Genomic DNA, 18,495 nt, shown 5'->3' with positions numbered 1-18,495 from the left:
CAGTCAGTGGGTCCCCGTAGGATGGGCCTCATGGCCAAGACCAGTACGACGACCCAGGGGCTGCGAGCGGCGATCGAGCGCAGCGGCTACTACCCGGCCCTCGTGGCCGAGGCGGTGGAGGCCGCCGTGGGCGGCGAGCCCATCCGGTCGTACCTGGTCCACCAGGAGACGACGTTCGACCAGAACGAGGTCCGGCGGCATGTGACGGTGCTGGTCCTCACCGACAACCGCTTCATCGTCAGCCACACCGACGAGCAGGCCGCGGACAGCACCTCCCCGACGCCGTACGCCACGACGTCGACGGAGTCGGTGAAGCTGGGCCGGATCTCGTCCGTGGTCGTCAGCCGCGTCGTCGCCAACCCTGAGTCGTACGCACCGGGCACGCTGCCGCGCGAGGTCGTGCTGACCATCGGCTGGGGCGCGGTCTCCCGCATCGATCTGGAGCCCGCCGCCTGCGGCGACCCCAACTGTGAGGCCGACCACGGCTACACGGGCAGTTCGACGGCAGACGACCTCAGCCTGCGCGTCAGCGAGGCCGGGGACGGACCGGAGACGGTGCGCCAGGCGCTCGCCTTCGCGCAGGCCGTCTCCGAGGCGACCGCGGACCTCGACCGCTGATGGCGCAGCCCGCCGCCTGGGAGGACCACCCCGAGCCCCTCGCCGTCGACTCCGCCCCCCGGCCCGAGTACGGCTCCGGCTCGCTCGCCGACCTGCTGCCGACGCTGGCCGCGGGCATGAGCGTGCCGGGCATGACCGCCACGATCACCGAACTGACCCCTGCCGACCGGGTCTGCGTGTTCCTGATCGACGGCCTCGGCTGGGAGCAGCTCAGGGCGCACCCGGACGAGGCCCCCTTCATGACCTCGCTGCTCGCCGCCTCCCGTGGCGGTACGGGCCGTCCCCTCACCGCCGGATACCCCGCGACGACCGCGACGTCCCTCGCCTCGGTCGGCACCGGCCTGCCCCCGAGCGCACACGGCCTGCCCGGCTACACCGTGCGTGACCCGGCCACCGGCGAGCTGATGAACCAGCTGCGCTGGCAGCCGTGGACCGAGCCGCGCGCCTGGCAGCCGTATCCCACGATCTTCGACCTGGCCCAGAAAGCGGGTGTGCACGCCGCGCAGGTCTCGTCCCCCGCCTTCCAGAGCACCCCGCTGACCAAGGTCGCGCTCAGTGGCGGAACGTTCCACGGGCGGCTGACCGGCGAGGAGCGCATGGACCTCGCCGCGGAGCAACTCGCCGCCGGGGACCGGAGCCTGGTCTACACGTACTACGCCGAACTCGACGGCTCCGGTCACCGTTTCGGCGTCGCCTCCGACACCTGGCGCGGCCAGCTCATGTACGTCGACCGGCTGGTGCAGCGGCTGGCCGAGCAGCTCCCGCAGCGCAGCGCGCTCTACGTCACCGCCGACCACGGCATGATCGACGTGCCCTTCGACGAGCAGCACCGCATCGACTTCGACGAGGACTGGGAACTGCGCGCCGGGGTGGCCCTGCTGGGCGGCGAGGGCCGCGCGCGGCACGTGTACGCGCTGCCGGGCGCCGAGAACGACGTACTGACCTGCTGGCGTGAGGTGCTCGGCGAGCAGTTCTGGGTGGCCTCGCGGGACGAGGCGATCGCCGCGGGCTGGTTCGGGCCACCCGGCGCATGCGACGACCGCGTGTACGCGCGCATCGGCGACGTGGTCGCGGCCGCCCGCGAAGACGTGCTGATCATCGCCTCCGAGCGGGAGCCTAAGGAGTCGTCGATGGTCGGCAACCACGGCTCGATGACCCCCGCCGAGCAGCTGGTCCCGCTGCTCGAAGTACGCTCCTGACATCCCTGCCCCCCTCGTTTCGCCGAAAGGTGCTCAACTCCCCATGCCCGAGCTGGTCTTCTTCTCCGGAACGATGGACTGCGGGAAGTCGACGCTGGCTCTCCAGATCGAGCACAACCGCTCCGCGCGCGGGCTGCAGGGCATGATCTTCACCCGCGACGACCGGGCCGGCGAGGGCAAACTGTCCTCGCGCCTCGGCCTGGTGACCGACGCGGTGGAGGTCGTCGACGGTATGGACCTGTACGCGTACCTCGTCGACCGCCTCTCGCAGGGCGGCCGCGCCGACTACGTCATCGCGGACGAGGCGCAGTTCCTGGCGCCGGAGCAGATCGACCAACTGGCGCGCGTGGTCGACGATCTGGGCCTGGACGTCTACGCCTTCGGCATCACGACCGACTTCCGTACGAAGCTCTTCCCCGGCTCCCAGCGCCTGGTGGAGCTGGCCGACCGGGTCGAGGTGCTCCAGGTCGAGGCCCTGTGCTGGTGCGGCGCCCGCGCCACGCACAACGCACGCACGGTCGGCGGTGAGATGGTCGTCGAGGGCGCCCAGGTCGTCGTCGGGGACGTCAACCAGGCGGACACCATCGGGTACGAGGTGCTGTGCCGACGTCATCACCAGCGCCGTATGACCGCCGCGACGGCTCACGCGGCCGCGCTGTCGCCGGATGTGCTGCCGGTGTCGTCGGCCTGAGTCGTCCGCTTCCGCCTCAGCGCCCGCTCTGGATTAGCGAGAACCTCGCGCCCTCCGGATCGGCCACCGTGGCCACGCGCCCGTGCGCGCTGTCGTCCGCCGGTTTGAGGACATGCCCGCCGAGATCGACGAGCCGGTCGACCGCCGTGTCCATGTCGGCGACCTCGAAGTACGTCAGCCAGTGCGGACCCCGGTCGCGGGGAAGGGAGTTGCCCACGCCGTGGATGCCGGCGACCGGGCGGCCCTCGAGGTGCAGGGTGAGGTAGTCGTAGTCGGCGGAGACGACCGGCTCCTTGTCGTAACCGAACACCGTCTCGTAGAACTTGGCGACGCTCTCGGACTCCAACGTGCGCAGTTCGTGCCAGGCCGGGGTGCCCGGCACACCGGCGATGCCGGTGCCGCGGTGCGCAGCCGCCTGCCACACGCCGAAGACGGCACCCGAGGGGTCCGAACAGATGGCGAGGCGCCCGGCCTCCTCCGCGTCGAGCGGACCCACGCCGAGGGTGCCGCCGCACAGCCGTACCGTCTCGGCCGTCTGATCCACGTCGTCGGAGGCGAAGTAGGGGGTCCAGGCGATCGGCAGGTGCCGGTCCGGAGGAAGCCGGCCGATGCCCGCCACCTCGCGGCCGTCGAGCAGCGCCCGCACATAGGGGCCGAGCCGCTGGGGGCCGGGGCGGAACTCCCAGCCGAACAGCGATCCGTAGAACTCCTGGGTCGCTGCCACCCCGTGCACCATCAGACTCACCCAACAGGGCGTGCCAGGCGTGTACCGGGCGTGTGCTTCGCCGTTCCCGCCGGCCGGCCCCCGTGCCTCGGTCATCGTCACCCTCTCCTCGGCCCCTCGCGGTGGCCGTGCCGCCTGCGCTCTCCGGACCCCGTGCCGATGCTCGCACCGCCCTCGGTGTCGCGCCCTCCGGGCGTGCCGCCGCATCCCGGCCTGCCCGTGCCTGGAGGATGCCCGATCTGCGGTTTCTCGCCTTGTCCAGGCGATTGCTCCCGGGTGTCGATCGGCTGTACAGCATGTGCCCGATCCCGTACGCCTTGTGATCGGACCTGTCCGGCCGAGCAGAGTAGTCGGACATGGACGATGCGGCCACCCCGTAGGCGAGGATGGTGGCCATGAACGCCATCATTTCCGCATCCGAACTCGCGGGCGCCCTGGCGGGCGCGAACCCGCCCGTGCTGCTGGACGTCCGTTGGCAGTTGAGCGTGGCCAAGGCGGCCGGTGAGCCGCCGTTCGACTGGCGGGCCGAGTACCGGGCCGGGCACATCCCCGGCGCGGTCTTCGTCGACCTCGACCGGGAACTGGCGGGGGCGCCGGGCGAGCGGGGCCGGCATCCGCTGCCCGACCTGGCCGGCTTCGGCGCCGCGATGCGTCGGGCGGGTGTGTCGTCCGGGCGGCAGGTCGTCGTGTACGACGGTGGGCAGGGCTGGGCTGCGGCCCGGGCCTGGTGGCTGCTGGGGTGGACGGGGCATCCGGACGTGCGGGTGCTCGACGGGGGACTGCCCGCGTGGGAAGGCCCGCTGTCGGTGGAGGAGCCGACGCCCGAGGAAGGCGATTTCCAGCCGGTGCCCGACCCTGAGGGGTTCCTCGACGCGGACGCGGCTGCCGCGCTGGCCCGCTCCGGTGTGTTGTTCGACGCTCGAGCGGCGGAGCGGTACCGCGGGGATGTGGAGCCGATCGACCGGGTGGGCGGGCATATTCCGGGGGCGGTGTCGGCGCCTACGACCGAGAACGTGGGGGCGGACGGGCGGTTCCTGCCTGCGCAGGAGCTCCGGGCGCGCTTCGGTGCGCTGGGGGCGCACGACGGTGCGAAGGTCGGCGTGTACTGCGGCTCGGGTGTTTCCGGGGCGCATGAGGTGCTGGCGTTGGCGGTCGCGGGGATTCCGGCGGCGCTGTACGTGGGGTCGTGGTCGGAGTGGTCGTCGGATCCGTCGCGGCCGGTTGCGGTGGGGCCGGCGCCGCAGTAGCCGGCGTTGCGGCTGGGGGTGGGGGCGCTCGCCCTGCGCTGGCGGGGCACCCGTGCCGCCCCAGCGGCACGACTGCCCGCAGCTATGGCAGCTGCGGGCAGTCGTTTTCGTGCGTTGCGTACTACTCCTGCTTCTTCCGTCGTGTCCCGAACACGATCTCGTCCCAGCTCGGGACGGCCGCTCTGCGGCCGGGGCGGACGCCGTCGGCCTCGGCCTGGCGGTCGGTGGCGCCGACGAGGCGGTCGCGGTGGCTGCCGACGGAGCGCGGCATCAGGACGTCCGCATAGGCGGACCCGGCCGAGGCGGCGGGAGCCGGGGGCTCCTCCGCCGCGGGCGGCTCGGCGGGTTCCTCCGCCGGCTCCGGCGACGGGCGCTCCGGCACGACGAGGTCGCCCCTGAAGCTCGGTACCGCCTCCAGCAGGCTGGTCAGCGAGTCCCGCTCGCCCGTGCTCTCCTCGGCAGGCTCCGGCGACGGGGCCGGCAGGACCGGCCGCTCCCGCTCCGGGGCACGCTCCACCGAGCGGTCGCGCGGCAGCCGTGCGATACGCGGGACGAAGGGGAAGCTGGGCTCGGGCGTGCCGAGGTCGTCGGACTCGCCGATGAGCGAACGCGCCTCGTCGTCGACGGCCTGGACGAGCCGCCGGGGCGGGTCGTACGTCCAGCTCGCCGAGTGCGGCTCGCCCGCGACGCGGTAGACGAGCAGGACCTCCCAGGTGCCGTCGTCGCGGCGCCAGGAGTCCCACTGCACGGTGTCCTTCTCGGCGCCGCGCAGCACCAGCCGTTCCTGCACGGCCTCGCCGAGCAACGGGCCGGAGTTCTCGCCGGGGCGACGCACCGGTGTCTTCCGGGCGCGCTCGGCCATGAAGGCACGCTCGGCCAACACGGGGCCCTCGAACCGCCGTACGCGATCGACGGGGATGCCGGCCATCTGGGCGACCTCTTCCGCGGTCGCACCCGCACGTATCCGCGCCTGGATGTCTCGCGGGCGGAGATGGCTCTCCACCTCGATCTCGATCTGGCCGAGGCGGGGACGGTCGCCGCGCACGGCGGCGCGGAGCCGTTCGTCAATCGGAAGCGTGTACTCCGTGCTGTCCGCAGCCTTCAGCACCAGCCGTGTGCCGTCATTCGAGACGGCCACGACACGCAGTTCGGGCATGGGGACCTCCCGGGTGGTGCCTGCCGACGTCACGTGCGTCGCTGCTTCCGCTAGTCGAGTGTGGCCTGCCCGGGTGCAGCCTGCCACAACCTTGCCGAGTTGCCCGGCGTGTCGGGCGTGGGCCCTGGATCGCCGTTATGGCACGGTTACCTATTCGCAACGCTAAGTGACAAAATCCGTCACCCTGTGCAACAAGCCCCCTCCCGGCGGTCCTTGAAGGCCCCGGACACCCTGGCGGGAGACCGGACCCAGGGCTCGCAACAGTACTCCATTCGGACCACGTGCGTGGATTGCCGCGCCGCCCAACTTCGTTCCGGGGGTCGTACTTGGCCGCCGCCGGCCGGATTTCTCGATCACGAACGTGGCGTACTTCACGGATTCACCAGAAACGGAACCAGCGGTTTCGCCGGTACGTGTCCGGGCCCGAGGGTGGCACCGGTGACTGTCCGGACGCAGGCCACCACGCCCGCTACGACCCCAGAACCCTCCGCAAGTAGTCGTTCTGGAACCGCCGTTCCGGGTCAAGCCGATCCCGCAGCGCCGTGAACTCGCCGAAGCGCGGGTAGGCCCGGGCGAAGTACTCCGCGTCCCGGGTGTGCACCTTGCCCCAGTGGGGTCGCCCCTCATGCGCGGTGAAGATCCGCTCGGCGGCTGTGAAGTATGCCTGATAGGGGGTGCCTTGGAACATGTGGACGGCGATGTACGCGGTGTCCCGGCCCGATGCCGTGGACAGCGTGATGTCGTCGGCCGGGGCGGTGCGCACCTCGACGGGGAAGCTGATCCGCAGGCGTGAGCGGTCGACCATCGCCTTCAGCTCGCGCAGCGTCTCGACGACGGCCTCGCGCGGGACGGCGTACTCCATCTCGATGAAGCGCACCCGGCGCGGAGACGTGAAGACCTTGTAGGGGATGTCCGTGTAGGTGCGCGCGGACAGGGCCTTGCTGGAGATCTGGGCGATCGCCGGGATCGTGGCCGGCGCCGCCCGGCCGACCCAGTTGGCCACCTGGAAGACGCCGTTGGAGAGGAACTCGTCCTCGAACCAGCCCTTGAGCTGCCCCACCGGCCGCTCGGGGCCGGCGCTGCGGTTGTTGCGCTTGGTGTTGGTGTTGCCGGTGTGCGGGAACCAGTAGAACTCGAAGTGCTCGTTCTCGGCCCAGAGTTCGTCGAAGGTGCTGGTGACCCGGTCAAAGCTCATCGGCTCCTCGCGGGCGGTCAGCAGGAAGATCGGCTCCACGGCGAAGGTGATCGCGGTGACGATGCCCAGCGCGCCGAGGCCGATACGGGCGGCGGCGAAGACCTCCGGGTTCTCCTTCTCCGAGCAGGTGAGCACCGAACCGTCGGCCGTCACCAGCTCCAGCGCCTTGATCTGGGCGGCGATCGACGCCGACTCACGGCCTGTGCCGTGAGTGCCGGTGCTGGTGGCCCCGGAGACCGTCTGCTCCATGATGTCGCCCATGTTGGTCAGCGACAGACCCTCACGGGCCAGGGCCATGTTGAGCCTCTTGAGCGGCGTGCCCGCCTCGACCGTGACGGTGCCGGCATCCCGGTCGATGTTGCGTATACCCGTCAACAGTTGAGGGCGGATCAACACACCGTCGGTCGCGGCGATCGATGTGAACGAGTGGCCGGTGCCGACCGCCTTCACCTTCAGGCCGTCCTCCGCAGCCCGCGCCACCGCCGTGGACAGCTCCTCCACGGAGGCGGGCATGACCTCCCGTACGGGCCGGGCGGTGACCGTGCCGCCCCAGTTACGCCACGTGCCGTTCTTCCCGCTCGCTGTGCTGCTCAACGGTGCCTCCCCGACCCGGAGCCGGCTGCTTGAGCCGGCGGTACCCGAGGAAACCGACCGCGACCGCGACGGCCCCGGCCACCGCCGGAACCCCGTACCCGGAGCGCGCACCGGCCGCGTCGATCACCCAGCCGGCCACGGAGGAGCCGAGGGCGACCCCCACCGCGAGCCCGGTACTCACCCAGGTCATGCCCTCGGTCAGTTGCGCGCGTGGTACGTGCTCTTCGATCAGGGACATCGTCGTGATCATCGTGGGAGCGATGGACAGGCCCGCGACGAAGAGCGCCACGGCCAGAAACGGCAAGTTTCCGACCAGTAGGAGGGGGATCATACTCACGGCCATGGCGCAGACGCCCAGGAGCCAGCGAGGTTCGGGCGCCCCCTTGAAGTGCAGCAGCCCGAAAACGGCTCCCGCCACACAGGAGCCCAGCGCGTACACCGCGAGAACGACGCTCGCGGCGCCCTTGTGGCCCTGCTCCTCGGCGAAGGCCACCGTGACCACGTCGACCGCCCCGAAGATCGCCCCGGTCGCCACGAAGGTGGTCACCAGGACCTGCAGACCGGGCGAGCGCAGCGCGCTGCCCCCGCCGTGCCGCTCGCGCGGGTGCGGCGCGGGCTCGGTGGCCCGCTGAGCGGTGAGCCAGAAGACACCGACCGCGAGGAAGCAGGCGGCCAGCAGCGGGCCGGCCTCCGGGAACCACGCCGTGGACAGGCCGATGGAGATGATCGGCCCGAAGATGAAACAGATCTCGTCCACCACGGACTCGAAGGAGTACGCGGTGTGCAGTTGCGGCGTGCCGCGGTACAGGGCGGCCCAGCGTGCCCGGATCATCGCGCCGATGCTCGGCACGCAGCCGATGGCCACACAGAACACGAACAGCAGCCAGTCCGGCCACCTGTAGTGCGCGGCGAGCAACAGCCCGGCCGCGCCCAGCAGCGCGATCAGGGTCGCCGGGCGGAGCACCCGCCGCTGCCCGTACTGGTCCACCAGGCGCGAGACCTGCGGGCCCGCCACCGCGGCCGCCAGCGCGATCGTGGCCGACAGCGCACCCGCCAGCCCGTACCGCCCGGTGAGCTGCGAGACCATTGTGACGACGCCGATGCCCATCATCGACAGCGGCATACGGCCGAGGAATCCCGCGGCGGAGAAGCCCTTGGAGCCTGGGGCGGCGAACAGGGCGCGATAGGGGCTGGGCACTGGGTCTCCGGCGGCTCGGTACGGCGCATCGGCCGGCGTGACGGGGCCGATACGGCTGCGGTAAGGCATAAAGGTGGCTGATACAGCTTACGAGTCGGCTGCCGTCCGAGACACCCCGGGAGGAGGCCGGGAACACGTCGGTCACCCGCCGTTTCCCGGCTGTCAGTGCCGGGTGGCAGGATCGACTCATGCCAGACGCGCTCGATGCCACCCCCTACGACGCCTTGCTCCTGCTCTCGTTCGGCGGCCCCGAGGGGCCGGACGACGTGGTCCCGTTCCTGGAGAACGTGACGCGCGGGCGCGGCATCCCCAAGGAACGCCTGAAGGAAGTCGGGCAGCACTACTTCCTGTTCGGCGGGGTCAGCCCGATCAACGACCAGAACCGCGCCCTGCTGGACGCCCTGCGCAAGGACTTCGCGGACCACGGCCTGGACCTGCCGATCTACTGGGGCAACCGCAACTGGGCCCCGTACCTCACGGACACCCTGCGCGAGATGGTCCGCGACGGCCGCCGCCGCATTCTGGTCCTGGCCACCAGCGCCTACGCGTCGTACTCGGGCTGTCGGCAGTACCGCGAGAACCTCGCCGACTCGCTCGCCGCCCTGGATGCCGAGGGTCTGCCGCTGCCGAAGATCGACAAGCTGCGGCACTACTTCAACCACCCAGGCTTCCTGGAGCCCATGATCGAGGGCGTGCTCCGGTCCCTGGCCGACCTCCCCGAGAACGTCCGGGACGGAGCGCACATCGCGTTCACCACCCACTCCATCCCGGACTCCGCCGCGGACAGCTCCGGCCCCGTCGAGGACCACGGCGACGGCGGCGCGTACGTCCGGCAGCACCTGGACGTCGCGCAGCTGATCGCTGACGCCGTCCGCGAGCGCACGGGCGTCGACCACCCCTGGCAGCTGGTCTACCAGTCGCGCTCCGGCGCCCCGCACATCCCGTGGCTGGAGCCCGACATCTGCGACCACCTCGAGGAGCGCCACGCCGCGGGCGTCCCGGCCGTGGTGATGGCCCCCATCGGCTTCGTCTCCGACCACATGGAGGTCCTCTACGACCTCGACACGGAGGCCAACGCCAAGGCCGGGGAACTGGGCCTGCCGGTGCGCCGCTCGGCCACCGTCGGCGCCGACCCGCGGTTCGCCGCCGCGGTCCGCGACCTCGTCCTGGAGCGCGCCGCCGTCGAGCGCGGCCAGGAGGTCACCCCCTGCGCCCTGGGCGCCCTCGGCGCGAGCCACAACCTCTGCCCGGTGGGCTGTTGCCCGGCCCGCGCCCCCCGCCCCGCCGCCGCGGGCGCCGACAGCCCCTACGCGTGAGGAGCGCCGTGACCGACACGCTGCACACGGACCTGCTCCAGCTCGCCCGGGAGGCCGCCCGCCGGGCCGGCGAGCTGCTGCGGGACGGGCGGCCGGCCGACCTCGCGGTCGCCGCCACCAAGTCGAGCCCCATCGACGTGGTGACGGAGATGGACATCGCGGCGGAGAAGCTGATCACCGACCTGATCTCCGGTCACCGCCCCGACGACGGCTTCCTCGGCGAGGAGGGCGCCTCCAGCGAGGGCAGCAGCGGCATCCGCTGGGTGATCGACCCGCTCGACGGCACGGTCAACTACCTCTACGGGCTGCCGACCTGGGCCGTGTCCATCGCGGCCGAACAGGACGGCGAGACCGTCGTCGGGGTCGTTGCGGCCCCGATGCGCGGCGAGACCTACGGCGCGATCTGCGGCGGCGGCGCCTGGGCCACCGGCGCCTGGGACGGCGAGCGCGTCCTCGCCTGCCGCCCGGCGCCGCCCCTGGACCAGGCTCTGGTCTCCACGGGGTTCAACTACGTCACCGAGGTCCGCACCCACCAGGCCGACGTGGCGCGCAGGCTGATCCCGCTGCTGCGCGACATCCGGCGCAGCGGATCGGCCGCCGTCGACCTGTGCGACGTCGCCGCAGGCCGCCTCGACGGCTACTACGAGCGTGGACTGAACGCCTGGGACTTCGCGGCCGGCGACCTGATCGCCCGCGAGGCGGGCGCGCTGACCGGCGGACGCCCCGGAGAGCGCCCGTCACGCGACCTGACGGTGGCGGGCACCCCGGGCGTCTTCGAGCCCCTCCAGCGGCTCCTGGAGGACTTCGGCGCCTGGCACGACTGACGAGCCAAAAAACTGCAGCGGGCCCCGGCGATGGATTCGCCGGGGCCCGCTGTCGTACGTGTGAGCCGGTCAGACGCCGGACGCGCCGACTTCCACGCCATGCTCGGCGGCGAGGCGGCGCAGGTCGTCGAGCTCGCCCTGCTCCACCTCGACGAGGAAGTCGTCGCCCTCGTCACGAGCCCGCGTCAGGTCGGACTCGGTCGCCCTTATGCGCTGCAGAAGTCCTGCGGTGAAAGCGTCCATGCTGCGCCCCCTCGTCCTGGGTCGTGGGTCGGTGGCACGGGGGTGTGCCGTTCGGAAGGGGCGATCACGTCTGTGGGTGCCCAGCGCTGCCCTGCTGGGCGGCGACGGTGCCGGACACCCACGCCCACTCTGCGGAAAGCGGACCGCGGCGTACCGCATGGTGCTGCGGCACAAGCAGAGCGTGATCGCGGGGTGTATTCGGTCCTCCCCCCGCTCCCTTCCGCGGAAACCTCAACCGGAGGAGAAAATCTCGCATTCCCGGATCCGCTACCCCGTCCGCGCGAGCTTCGCGCAGGGTCCGCCCGGTGCCCGCTCCCCCGTCTTACTGCCCACTTATGGCCGAAAAGGGCAGGATGGAGGTCAACACACCCCGAAGACCCCTGCCCGCGCGTGCTCAGGCGCTACGCGGGTGGACACAGGAAGGACAAGCGACGTGCGCGTACTCGTCGTCGAGGACGAGCAACTGCTCGCCGATGCGGTGGCCACCGGACTGCGCCGGGAGGCCATGGCCGTCGACGTCGTGTACGACGGTGCGGCCGCCCTGGAGCGCATCGGCGTCAACGACTACGACGTGGTCGTCCTCGACCGCGACCTCCCCCTGGTGCACGGCGACGACGTCTGCCGCAAGATCGTCGAGCTCGGCATGCCCACGCGCGTGCTGATGCTCACGGCGTCCGGCGACGTCAGCGACCGGGTGGAGGGCCTGGAGATCGGCGCCGACGACTATCTCCCCAAGCCCTTCGCGTTCAGCGAGCTGACGGCACGCGTGCGTGCCCTCGGCCGGCGCACCAGCGTGCCGCTGCCGCCCGTCCTGGAGCGCGCCGGCATCAAGCTCGACCCGAACCGCCGCGAGGTCTTCCGGGACGGCAAGGAGGTCCAGCTCGCGCCGAAGGAGTTCGCCGTCCTGGAGGTGCTGATGCGCAGCGAGGGCGCCGTCGTCTCCGCGGAGCAGCTCCTGGAGAAGGCCTGGGACGAGAACACCGACCCGTTCACGAACGTGGTGCGCGTGACCGTCATGACCCTGCGCCGCAAACTGGGCGAGCCGCCCGTCATCGTCACCGTCCCGGGCTCCGGCTACCGGATCTGATCGACCGTGGCAGCGAACCCCGCGCCTCCCCAGGCGCCCCCGAAGCCCACCTGGGACCCCAGGAAGCCACCGCCGTTCCCGATCCTGCGCCCGACCATCCGGATAAGGCTCACGCTGCTGTACGGCGGCATGTTCCTGATCGCCGGCATCCTGCTGCTGTCGATCATCTACCTGCTGGCGGCGAACGCGCTGAACGTGGGCAGCGACCTGCCCTTCAAGATCCTCTCCGGCCAGGTGGCCAGCGAGGCCTGCAATTTCCCGTCGCAGCCGACCGCCACCGAGCTCAACCACGCCATGAACAACTGCGTCAACGAGCAGCGCCAGCACGCCCTGGACAACCTGCTCAGCCGCTCGCTCCTGGCGCTCCTCGGGCTCGCCGTGATCGCCTTCGCCTTCGGCTACGCCATGGCCGGACGCGTCCTGTCGCCGCTGGGCCGGATCACCCGCACCGCGCGCGCGGTGGCCGGCTCCGACCTGTCCCGCCGGATCGAGCTGGACGGACCGGACGACGAGCTGAAGGAGCTGGCCGACACCTTCGACGACATGCTGGAGCGGCTGCAGCGGGCCTTCACCGCCCAGCAGCGCTTCGTCGGCAACGCCTCGCACGAACTGCGCACCCCGCTGGCGATCAACCGCACGCTCCTCGAGGTGCACCTGTCCGATCCGAGCGCGCCCATGGAGCTGCAGCAGCTCGGCAAGACGCTGCTGGCCACCAACGAGCGCAGCGAACAGCTCGTCGAGGGGCTGCTGCTGCTCGCCCGTAGCGACAACCAGATCGTCGAGCGCAAGCCGGTGGACCTCGCCGAGGTGGCCTCGCAGGCCATCGACCAGGTGCACGCCGAGGCGCACGCCAAGGGCGTGCAGATCCGCGGCAAGCGCGAGCGCGCGGTCATCCAGGGCAACGGTGTCCTGCTGGAGCGGATCGCCCTGAACCTCGTGCAGAACGCCGTGCGCTACAACATCCCCGAGAGCGGCTGGGTGGAGGTCACCACGGAGGTCCAGCACGGGCAGGCCGTCCTGGTCGTCGCGAACACCGGGCCGGTGGTGCCGGCGTACGAGATCGACAACCTCTTCGAACCGTTCCGGAGACTGCGTACCGAGCGCACGGGGAGCGACAAGGGCGTCGGCCTCGGTCTGTCCATCGTCCGGTCCGTGGCCCGGGCGCACGGCGGGCATATCGCGGCGCAGCCCCGGGAGGGCGGAGGGCTCGTGATGCGGGTCACCTTCCCGATCTGAGACCATGGCCCCGACACACCCGAGGAATGTTCGCTTTGCGCGGAATTTTCGGGGCACCCGTCCGGCTGTCCCATGTGTGATCGATCACAAGGGCGATTTTCAGGCCATCTACTCTCCGTGATCATTGAGCTGCCGGAAAGCCCAGAAAATCCGGGTTTTCCGGGGGCTTGATCACGGGAAGTACACGATGAGGCCCCTTTGAAGTGCGACATTCGGACCGTGTACGGTCCCGATCGCCATCCAAGCCGATCACTCGCGAGGAGTCCGGTTGGGTGTCGATTGAGTAACAGACCTTGATGTGAGGCAAAATCTCCGCCTCGGGTCGGGCACAAGTCCGGCCTCTCACGCGTTACGTGCGCTGGAGACACCGCAGACACCCGGAGGGGGAGAGCGACATGGCAACCGACTACGACACCCCACGCAAGACCGACGACGACGTCGACTCGGACAGCCTGGAAGAGCTGAAGGCCAGGCGGAACGACAAGTCCGCCTCGGCGGTCGACGTCGACGAATTCGAGGCCGCCGAGGGCCTGGAGCTTCCCGGCGCCGACCTCTCGAACGAGGAACTGGCGGTCCGTGTGCTGCCGAAGCAGCAGGACGAGTTCACCTGCATGAGCTGCTTCCTGGTGCACCACCGCAGCCAGCTGGCCCGGGAAAAGAACGGTCAGCCGATCTGCCGCGACTGCGACTGAGGTGGGGTCGGCCGTGACTGGCTCGACCCCACCTCGGAAGCGCCGCTTCCAATGGGGAGCGGACTCGGGGCCGTCCGACGGCCCTCACGGCGTGCGTGACGACGAGCGAGGCTCCTCCGGTACGGGACTGCCGGTCCCTGCGGAGTCAGCCTCGCTCGAACCCGCCGGTGACCGGGCCGACCTCCCGGTACCGGCTCAGGGTCCCACCCCCGTCGCCAGGCGGCGGGCGGCGGTGATCCGGGACAGGGCCAGGGACCTGGCCAAGGCCGGCGCCCGCAAGAGCGGCAGCGGGGCCAGGGCGGGCCTGGCGTATCTCGCCGACCGGATCATCGAGATCGCCCCGCGGATCCCCGTACGGGACCTTGCGACGCTGCGCAGGCAGTTCCCGGGCCTCGGGCCCGAGCAGCTCGCGGACAAGCTCGTGGCGGGCGCGGCGAACGCGTCGGCGACGGTCGGAGCGGGAGTCGGCGCGGCGGCCATGCTTCCAGTGCCGCCCGCGATGCCCACGGAACTGGCGGCAGAGGTCACCGGGGTGGCCGCGATCGAGCTGAAGCTGATCGCCGAGCTCCACGAGGTCTACGGCGTGCGGCCGCCGGGCAATCTGAAGGACCGCAGCAGCGCGTATCTGAAGTCCTGGTCGGACGAGCGCGGTATCGACCCCATGAAGCCGCTCACGGTCAACGCGGCTCTCGGCGGTCAGATGAAGCGGGAGCTGCGGCAGCAGATCATGAAGCGCATGGTGCGCAATCTGCCGAACCTGATGCCGTTCATGGTGGGAGCCGCGGTGGGCGCGGTCATGAACCGGCGGGACACCAGGAAGGTCGCCGCGCGGATCCGGGCGGACCTGCGGAAGATGCAGGTGCCGTGGGACCAGCTGTCGGAGCTGCCGCCGCTGGAGCGGCCCGCGGACGCGCTGTCGATCCAGAAGGCCCTCGAGGAGCCCGGGCGTCCGGGCCCGAACGCGACCGAGTAGGTCGGGGTGGCCGGGTAGTCGGCTACGCCGTACACGCCGCCTTGGCCGCCCTGATGGCCTCCGCCAGCCGCTCGGGCTCACGCGTCGACAGGTACAGGTACGGCGTCGGGTCGGCCGGGTCGATGACCTCCACGCGCAAGGCCGTGGGGATGTAGGCGCGCAGCAGCAGGAAGGCGCGGGTGTCGGCCTTGTGGGTGCGCCAGGCGCGGGCCTCCTCGGGCTCCAGGATCTCCGCCTCGCCCAGGGCCGTGACCGGGATCTTCGCCTCGCCGGCGATCAGGGAGTCGTTCACCACGCGGATGCGGACCGAGCCGTACGAACTCGCCGCGACCGCCGCGACCGCGGTGCCGCCGGCCAGGCCGCCCAGCATCGGCAGGGTGCCGAAGGGCAGCAGGATCAGGGCCATCGAGATCCCGACCAGGAGGCTGATCAGCCACCAGGAGCGGGGCGCGGTGAGGCGTTCTTCGTACGGGGCGGCGGAAAGCTGCTGCATGGACTCAAGCTTGGCACGGTGCCCGCAGGGAGGCAGGGTCAGGGGGCCGGGGCGAAGCGCCGGGTAAGGTCTGCGGCTGTGAGTGGTACATCCGCAGCTCTGGAGCCTCCCGCCGACGCGACGAAGCCGGTGCGGCACCCCGACGCTCCCGCGCCCGGCGAGCTCCTCGGCCCGCACTACGGCGAGTGCTTCGGCTGCGGCGGCGACCAGCCGCACGGACTGCACCTCGCGGCGCGGGCCGGCGAAGGGGTGTCGATCACCGCCGAGTTCACCGTGCGGCCCGAACACCAGGGCGCTCCCGGCTTGGCCCACGGCGGAGTGCTGGCGACCGCCCTCGACGAGACCCTCGGCTCGCTGAACTGGCTGCTGCGCACCATCGCTGTGACCGGACGGCTGGAGACCGACTTCGTGCGGCCGGTGCCGGTGGGGACCACGCTCCAGCTGGCCGCCGAGGTGACGGCGGTGGCCGGGCGGAAGATCTACTCGAGGGCCACCGGACGCATCGGCGGCCCCGACGGGCCCGTCGTCGTCCGCGCCGAGGCGCTCTTCATCGAGGTCGAGGTCGACCACTTCATCGACCACGGCCGCAAGGAAGAGATCCAGGCCGCCATGAACGACCCCGACCAGATCCGGCGCGTCCGCGCCTTCGAGGTGAACCCGTGAGCCGCGACCCCGTGAACGTGCTGATCCGGCGTGTCGATCCGGACGTACCGCTTCCGGCGTATGCGCATCCCGGCGACGCGGGAGCCGATCTGCGCACCACCGAAAGCCGTGAACTGAAGCCGGGTGAGCGGGCCGTACTGCCCACGGGGGTGTCTGTGGCGCTCCCGGAGGGGTACGCGGCCTTCGTGCACCCGCGTTCCGGCCTCGCCGCCCGCTGCGGCGTGGCCCTCGTCAATGCCCCGGGGACGGTTGATGCCGGGTACCGTGGGGAGATCAAGGTGATCGTGGTGAATCTCGACCCGCGCGAGCCCGTGCGGTTCGAGCGCTTCGACCGGATTGCCCAACTGGTCGTCCAGCAGGTCGAGAGGGTCCGCTTCCAGGAGGTGGCGGAGCTTCCCGACTCGGCACGGGCCGAGGGGGGCTTCGGGTCCACCGGCGGCCATGCCGCCGTGGACGGCGGGCGCGGCACAAACGGTCAGGCCGCCGTCGGCGGCAACGCGGGTGGGAATCGATACGCTTCGGTCGTATCCGACCGGGAAGGACAGTGACGTGTTCGGACGTCGCAAGAAGAAGGATGCCGCCGAGGACGCGGCCGGCGAGGCCGAGCAGGTCGTCGACAGCGTCGACACTGAGGCGGACGAGGTCGAGCGCGAGCGGGTGCGGCTCGAGCCGGAACCGCGGCCCGACGGGCCCTGGGACAGCACCGAGGTCCGGGACCCGGCCGAGGGGCGGGTGGACCTGGGTGGTCTGTTCGTGCCGGGCGTCGACGGCATGGAGCTGCGGGTCGAGGTCGCGGGCGACGCGATCGTCGCGGCGACCGTCGTACTGCGGGACAGCGCCATCCAGCTGCAGGCCTTCGCCGCGCCCAAGCGCGAGGGCATCTGGGGCGAGGTGCGCGAGGAGATCGGCGCCGGCATCACCCAGCAGGGCGGCATCATCGACGAGGTCGAGGGCCCGCTCGGCTGGGAGCTGCGAGCCCAGGTGCCGGTGCAACTGCCGGACGGCACGGGCGGCTTCCAAGTGGTCCGGTTCGTCGGTGTGGACGGGCCCCGCTGGTTCCTGCGGGGTGTGATCTCCGGGCAGGGTGCCGTGCAGCCGCAGGCCGCCGGCCTCCTGGAGCAGATCTTCCGGGACACGGTCGTGGTCCGCGGCGACGGACCGATGGCGCCCCGCGACCCGATCGTCCTGAAGCTGCCGAACGACGCGCAGATGGTCCCCGAGGGCGTCCAGCAGGACGACCAGGCCGGTTCCCGCTTCTCGGGCGGCATGGGGCAGCTGCAGCGCGGGCCGGAGATCACCGAGGTCCGCTAGACGTCAGCGCACGCAGGGCCGCATCCCCCGGAGGGGTGCGGCCCTCGTCGTGTGCGAACGCTTGAACGGGTGGGCGTCGCTTCGTGATACTGGCGCCCGGATCACGGGGGAGGCGACATGAGCCAGGTGGTCACCGAGACCATGGTGCGCGTCGAGAACGTCCACAAGTCGTACGGCGAGGGAGCCGCCGCCGTGCACGCCCTGCGCGGGGTCTCCTTCGACGTCCCGCGCGGTGAACTCGTCGCCCTCAAGGGGCGCTCGGGGTCCGGGAAGACGACGTTGCTCAACATCGTCGGCGGCCTCGACGAGCCGGACCGGGGGCGGGTCGCGGTCGACGGGCTCGATCTGTCGGGGCTCGGCGAGAACGGCCTGCTGGAACTGCGCCGGGACCGCATCGGCTTCGTCTTCCAGTCCTTCGGGCTCATCCCGATCCTCACGGCCGCCGAGAACGTCGGCGTACCGATGCGGCTGCGCCGGGCCGACCCGCGGGAGCGCGAGGAACGCGTCGAGCTGCTGCTGTCCCTGGTCGGCCTCGCCGACCACGCCGCCCAGCGGCCCGGCGAGCTGTCCGGCGGTCAGCAGCAGAGGGTGGCCATCGCCCGGGCCCTCGCCAACAGCCCCTCGCTCCTCATCGCCGACGAGCCGACCGCCCAGCTGGACGCGGAGACCGGTCACGCGGTGATGGAGCTGCTGCGGGCCGTCGTACGCAGTGAAGGCGTCACGGCGCTGGTCGCCACGCACGACGCGACCCTGCTCGACCTGGCCGACCGGGTCCTGGAGCTGAGCGACGGAGCGGTCGTCGAACGCTAGTTCGTTCAGGGGTGCCGTCAGGGTTCTGTCAAAGACGCCCTCGGCCCTCCTGGCCGCCCCATTTGCCCGGAACGTTGGCCGTAAGGTCGACGCTGCGTACGCGCAGTTTGCAGAAGACGGACAATGAGGCCATGGCACGCGGCAAGCTTCGGATCTACCTGGGTGCGGCACCGGGGGTGGGCAAGACGTACGCGATGTTGTCCGAGGCGCACCGGCGGGTGGAGC

21 protein-coding genes are annotated in these 18,495 nt (G+C 71.3%); 15 read left to right on the top strand and 6 right to left on the bottom strand.

What is annotated here, in order from left to right; translation table 11 throughout:
- Positions 1-21 precede the first annotated feature (21 nt).
- From ACFVJQ_RS36600 to ACFVJQ_RS36590, 3 genes are read left to right on the top strand one after another with little or no spacing between them, the layout of a single operon-like run.
- Complete coding sequence (locus ACFVJQ_RS36600; RefSeq protein ID WP_385516327.1) at positions 22-618, top strand: DUF5998 family protein; 597 nt, start codon at positions 22-24, stop codon at positions 616-618.
- The gene (locus ACFVJQ_RS36595) at positions 618-1,817 is read left to right on the top strand and encodes an alkaline phosphatase family protein (RefSeq protein ID WP_385516328.1); all 1,200 of its coding nucleotides are present in this window, start codon (positions 618-620) and stop codon (positions 1,815-1,817) included. The genes ACFVJQ_RS36600 and ACFVJQ_RS36595 overlap by 1 nt, the downstream gene beginning before the upstream one ends.
- A 43-nt stretch (positions 1,818-1,860) precedes the next feature.
- Complete coding sequence (locus ACFVJQ_RS36590; protein WP_385516329.1) at positions 1,861-2,508, top strand: thymidine kinase; 648 nt, start codon at positions 1,861-1,863, stop codon at positions 2,506-2,508.
- Between the two features lie 16 nt (positions 2,509-2,524).
- On the opposite strand, the gene ACFVJQ_RS36585 is transcribed toward ACFVJQ_RS36590, so the two are convergent.
- Positions 2,525-3,328, bottom strand: coding sequence for a VOC family protein (locus ACFVJQ_RS36585; RefSeq protein WP_385789996.1), 804 nt, complete (start codon positions 3,326-3,328; stop codon positions 2,525-2,527).
- 299 nt (positions 3,329-3,627) lie between these two features.
- Between ACFVJQ_RS36585 and ACFVJQ_RS36580 the strand changes: the two genes are divergently transcribed.
- Complete coding sequence (locus ACFVJQ_RS36580; protein WP_385789994.1) at positions 3,628-4,479, top strand: sulfurtransferase; 852 nt, start codon at positions 3,628-3,630, stop codon at positions 4,477-4,479.
- Positions 4,480-4,600: 121 nt separating this feature from the next.
- On the opposite strand, the gene sepH is transcribed toward ACFVJQ_RS36580, so the two are convergent.
- The 3 genes from sepH to ACFVJQ_RS36565 all read right to left on the bottom strand — a co-directional run bounded on the left by sepH (position 4,601) and on the right by ACFVJQ_RS36565 (position 8,622).
- Positions 4,601-5,635, bottom strand: a complete 1,035-nt coding sequence (sepH, locus tag ACFVJQ_RS36575; protein WP_129801036.1) for a septation protein SepH — start codon at positions 5,633-5,635, stop codon at positions 4,601-4,603.
- A gap of 469 nt (positions 5,636-6,104) precedes the next feature.
- Entirely contained in the window at positions 6,105-7,424 is a 1,320-nt protein-coding gene (locus ACFVJQ_RS36570) for a D-arabinono-1,4-lactone oxidase (RefSeq protein ID WP_385516332.1), read from the bottom strand.
- On the bottom strand, positions 7,384-8,622 hold the full coding sequence (locus tag ACFVJQ_RS36565) for an MFS transporter (protein ID WP_224738440.1): 1,239 nt from the start codon (positions 8,620-8,622) through the stop codon (positions 7,384-7,386). The genes ACFVJQ_RS36570 and ACFVJQ_RS36565 overlap by 41 nt, the downstream gene beginning before the upstream one ends.
- Positions 8,623-8,810: 188 nt before the next feature.
- Here ACFVJQ_RS36565 and ACFVJQ_RS36560 point away from each other — a divergent pair, with 188 nt between their 5' ends.
- A complete protein-coding gene (locus tag ACFVJQ_RS36560) occupies positions 8,811-9,938 on the top strand; it encodes a ferrochelatase (protein ID WP_385789991.1) in 1,128 nt (375 codons plus the stop codon).
- 8 nt (positions 9,939-9,946) lie between these two features.
- Positions 9,947-10,762 carry an inositol monophosphatase family protein gene (locus ACFVJQ_RS36555; protein ID WP_385516334.1) on the top strand — a complete coding sequence of 272 codons (816 nt, stop codon included), beginning with the start codon at positions 9,947-9,949 and terminating at the stop codon, positions 10,760-10,762.
- Positions 10,763-10,831: 69 nt separating this feature from the next.
- On the opposite strand, the gene ACFVJQ_RS36550 is transcribed toward ACFVJQ_RS36555, so the two are convergent.
- Positions 10,832-11,005 carry a hypothetical protein gene (locus ACFVJQ_RS36550; RefSeq protein WP_165396400.1) on the bottom strand — a complete coding sequence of 58 codons (174 nt, stop codon included), beginning with the start codon at positions 11,003-11,005 and terminating at the stop codon, positions 10,832-10,834.
- 433 nt (positions 11,006-11,438) lie between these two features.
- Here ACFVJQ_RS36550 and ACFVJQ_RS36545 point away from each other — a divergent pair, with 433 nt between their 5' ends.
- The 4 genes from ACFVJQ_RS36545 (at position 11,439) to ACFVJQ_RS36530 (ending at position 14,993) form a co-directional block, all read left to right on the top strand.
- A complete protein-coding gene (locus tag ACFVJQ_RS36545; protein WP_007385219.1) occupies positions 11,439-12,092 on the top strand; it encodes a response regulator transcription factor in 654 nt (217 codons plus the stop codon).
- Between the two features lie 6 nt (positions 12,093-12,098).
- Positions 12,099-13,328, top strand: a complete 1,230-nt coding sequence (locus tag ACFVJQ_RS36540) for a sensor histidine kinase (RefSeq protein WP_385789987.1) — start codon at positions 12,099-12,101, stop codon at positions 13,326-13,328.
- Positions 13,329-13,723: 395 nt separating this feature from the next.
- Positions 13,724-14,020, top strand: a complete 297-nt coding sequence (locus ACFVJQ_RS36535; RefSeq protein WP_003993510.1) for a DUF4193 domain-containing protein — start codon at positions 13,724-13,726, stop codon at positions 14,018-14,020.
- A gap of 13 nt (positions 14,021-14,033) precedes the next feature.
- Positions 14,034-14,993 carry a hypothetical protein gene (locus tag ACFVJQ_RS36530; protein WP_385516335.1) on the top strand — a complete coding sequence of 320 codons (960 nt, stop codon included), beginning with the start codon at positions 14,034-14,036 and terminating at the stop codon, positions 14,991-14,993.
- A gap of 22 nt (positions 14,994-15,015) precedes the next feature.
- Here the strand turns inward: ACFVJQ_RS36530 and ACFVJQ_RS36525 are convergent, their stop codons facing one another.
- A complete protein-coding gene (locus ACFVJQ_RS36525) occupies positions 15,016-15,486 on the bottom strand; it encodes a DUF3093 domain-containing protein (protein WP_224735396.1) in 471 nt (156 codons plus the stop codon).
- A gap of 78 nt (positions 15,487-15,564) precedes the next feature.
- Between ACFVJQ_RS36525 and ACFVJQ_RS36520 the strand changes: the two genes are divergently transcribed.
- The 5 genes from ACFVJQ_RS36520 to ACFVJQ_RS36500 form a co-directional block, all read left to right on the top strand.
- Positions 15,565-16,149: a PaaI family thioesterase gene (locus ACFVJQ_RS36520; protein WP_385516336.1), complete on the top strand. Its 585-nt coding sequence runs from the start codon at positions 15,565-15,567 to the stop codon at positions 16,147-16,149.
- Positions 16,146-16,697 carry a dUTP diphosphatase gene (dut, locus tag ACFVJQ_RS36515; RefSeq protein WP_385789985.1) on the top strand — a complete coding sequence of 184 codons (552 nt, stop codon included), beginning with the start codon at positions 16,146-16,148 and terminating at the stop codon, positions 16,695-16,697. The genes ACFVJQ_RS36520 and dut overlap by 4 nt, the downstream gene beginning before the upstream one ends.
- Position 16,698: 1 nt before the next feature.
- Complete coding sequence (locus ACFVJQ_RS36510) at positions 16,699-17,460, top strand: DUF3710 domain-containing protein (protein ID WP_385516338.1); 762 nt, start codon at positions 16,699-16,701, stop codon at positions 17,458-17,460.
- Positions 17,461-17,577: 117 nt separating this feature from the next.
- The gene (locus ACFVJQ_RS36505) at positions 17,578-18,270 is read left to right on the top strand and encodes an ABC transporter ATP-binding protein (protein ID WP_385516339.1); all 693 of its coding nucleotides are present in this window, start codon (positions 17,578-17,580) and stop codon (positions 18,268-18,270) included.
- A 131-nt stretch (positions 18,271-18,401) separates the two neighbouring features.
- On the top strand, positions 18,402-18,495 hold a 94-nt coding region (locus ACFVJQ_RS36500; protein ID WP_385516986.1), incomplete at its 3' end, for a hypothetical protein.

Origin of the sequence: Streptomyces sp. NPDC127197 (genome assembly GCF_042672405.1) — a bacterium.
Classification (GTDB): domain Bacteria; phylum Actinomycetota; class Actinomycetes; order Streptomycetales; family Streptomycetaceae; genus Streptomyces; species Streptomyces flavusporus.
This window is presented reverse-complemented; position numbering and strand designations above follow the sequence as displayed.

Bases quoted from the DNA above. Each gene is read 5' to 3' on its own strand.
- ACFVJQ_RS36600 (WP_385516327.1), top strand. From the start codon at position 22: ATGGGCCTCATGGCCAAGACCAGTACGACGACCCAGGGGCTGCGAGCG.
- ACFVJQ_RS36595 (WP_385516328.1), top strand. From the start codon at position 618: ATGGCGCAGCCCGCCGCCTGGGAGGACCACCCCGAGCCCCTCGCCGTC.
- ACFVJQ_RS36590 (WP_385516329.1), top strand. From the start codon at position 1,861: ATGCCCGAGCTGGTCTTCTTCTCCGGAACGATGGACTGCGGGAAGTCG.
- ACFVJQ_RS36585 (WP_385789996.1), bottom strand. From the start codon at position 3,328: ATGACCGAGGCACGGGGGCCGGCCGGCGGGAACGGCGAAGCACACGCC.
- ACFVJQ_RS36580 (WP_385789994.1), top strand. From the start codon at position 3,628: ATGAACGCCATCATTTCCGCATCCGAACTCGCGGGCGCCCTGGCGGGC.
- sepH (WP_129801036.1), bottom strand. From the start codon at position 5,635: ATGCCCGAACTGCGTGTCGTGGCCGTCTCGAATGACGGCACACGGCTG.
- ACFVJQ_RS36560 (WP_385789991.1), top strand. From the start codon at position 8,811: ATGCCAGACGCGCTCGATGCCACCCCCTACGACGCCTTGCTCCTGCTC.
- ACFVJQ_RS36550 (WP_165396400.1), bottom strand. From the start codon at position 11,005: ATGGACGCTTTCACCGCAGGACTTCTGCAGCGCATAAGGGCGACCGAG.
- ACFVJQ_RS36535 (WP_003993510.1), top strand. From the start codon at position 13,724: ATGGCAACCGACTACGACACCCCACGCAAGACCGACGACGACGTCGAC.
- ACFVJQ_RS36525 (WP_224735396.1), bottom strand. From the start codon at position 15,486: ATGCAGCAGCTTTCCGCCGCCCCGTACGAAGAACGCCTCACCGCGCCC.
- ACFVJQ_RS36505 (WP_385516339.1), top strand. From the start codon at position 17,578: ATGAGCCAGGTGGTCACCGAGACCATGGTGCGCGTCGAGAACGTCCAC.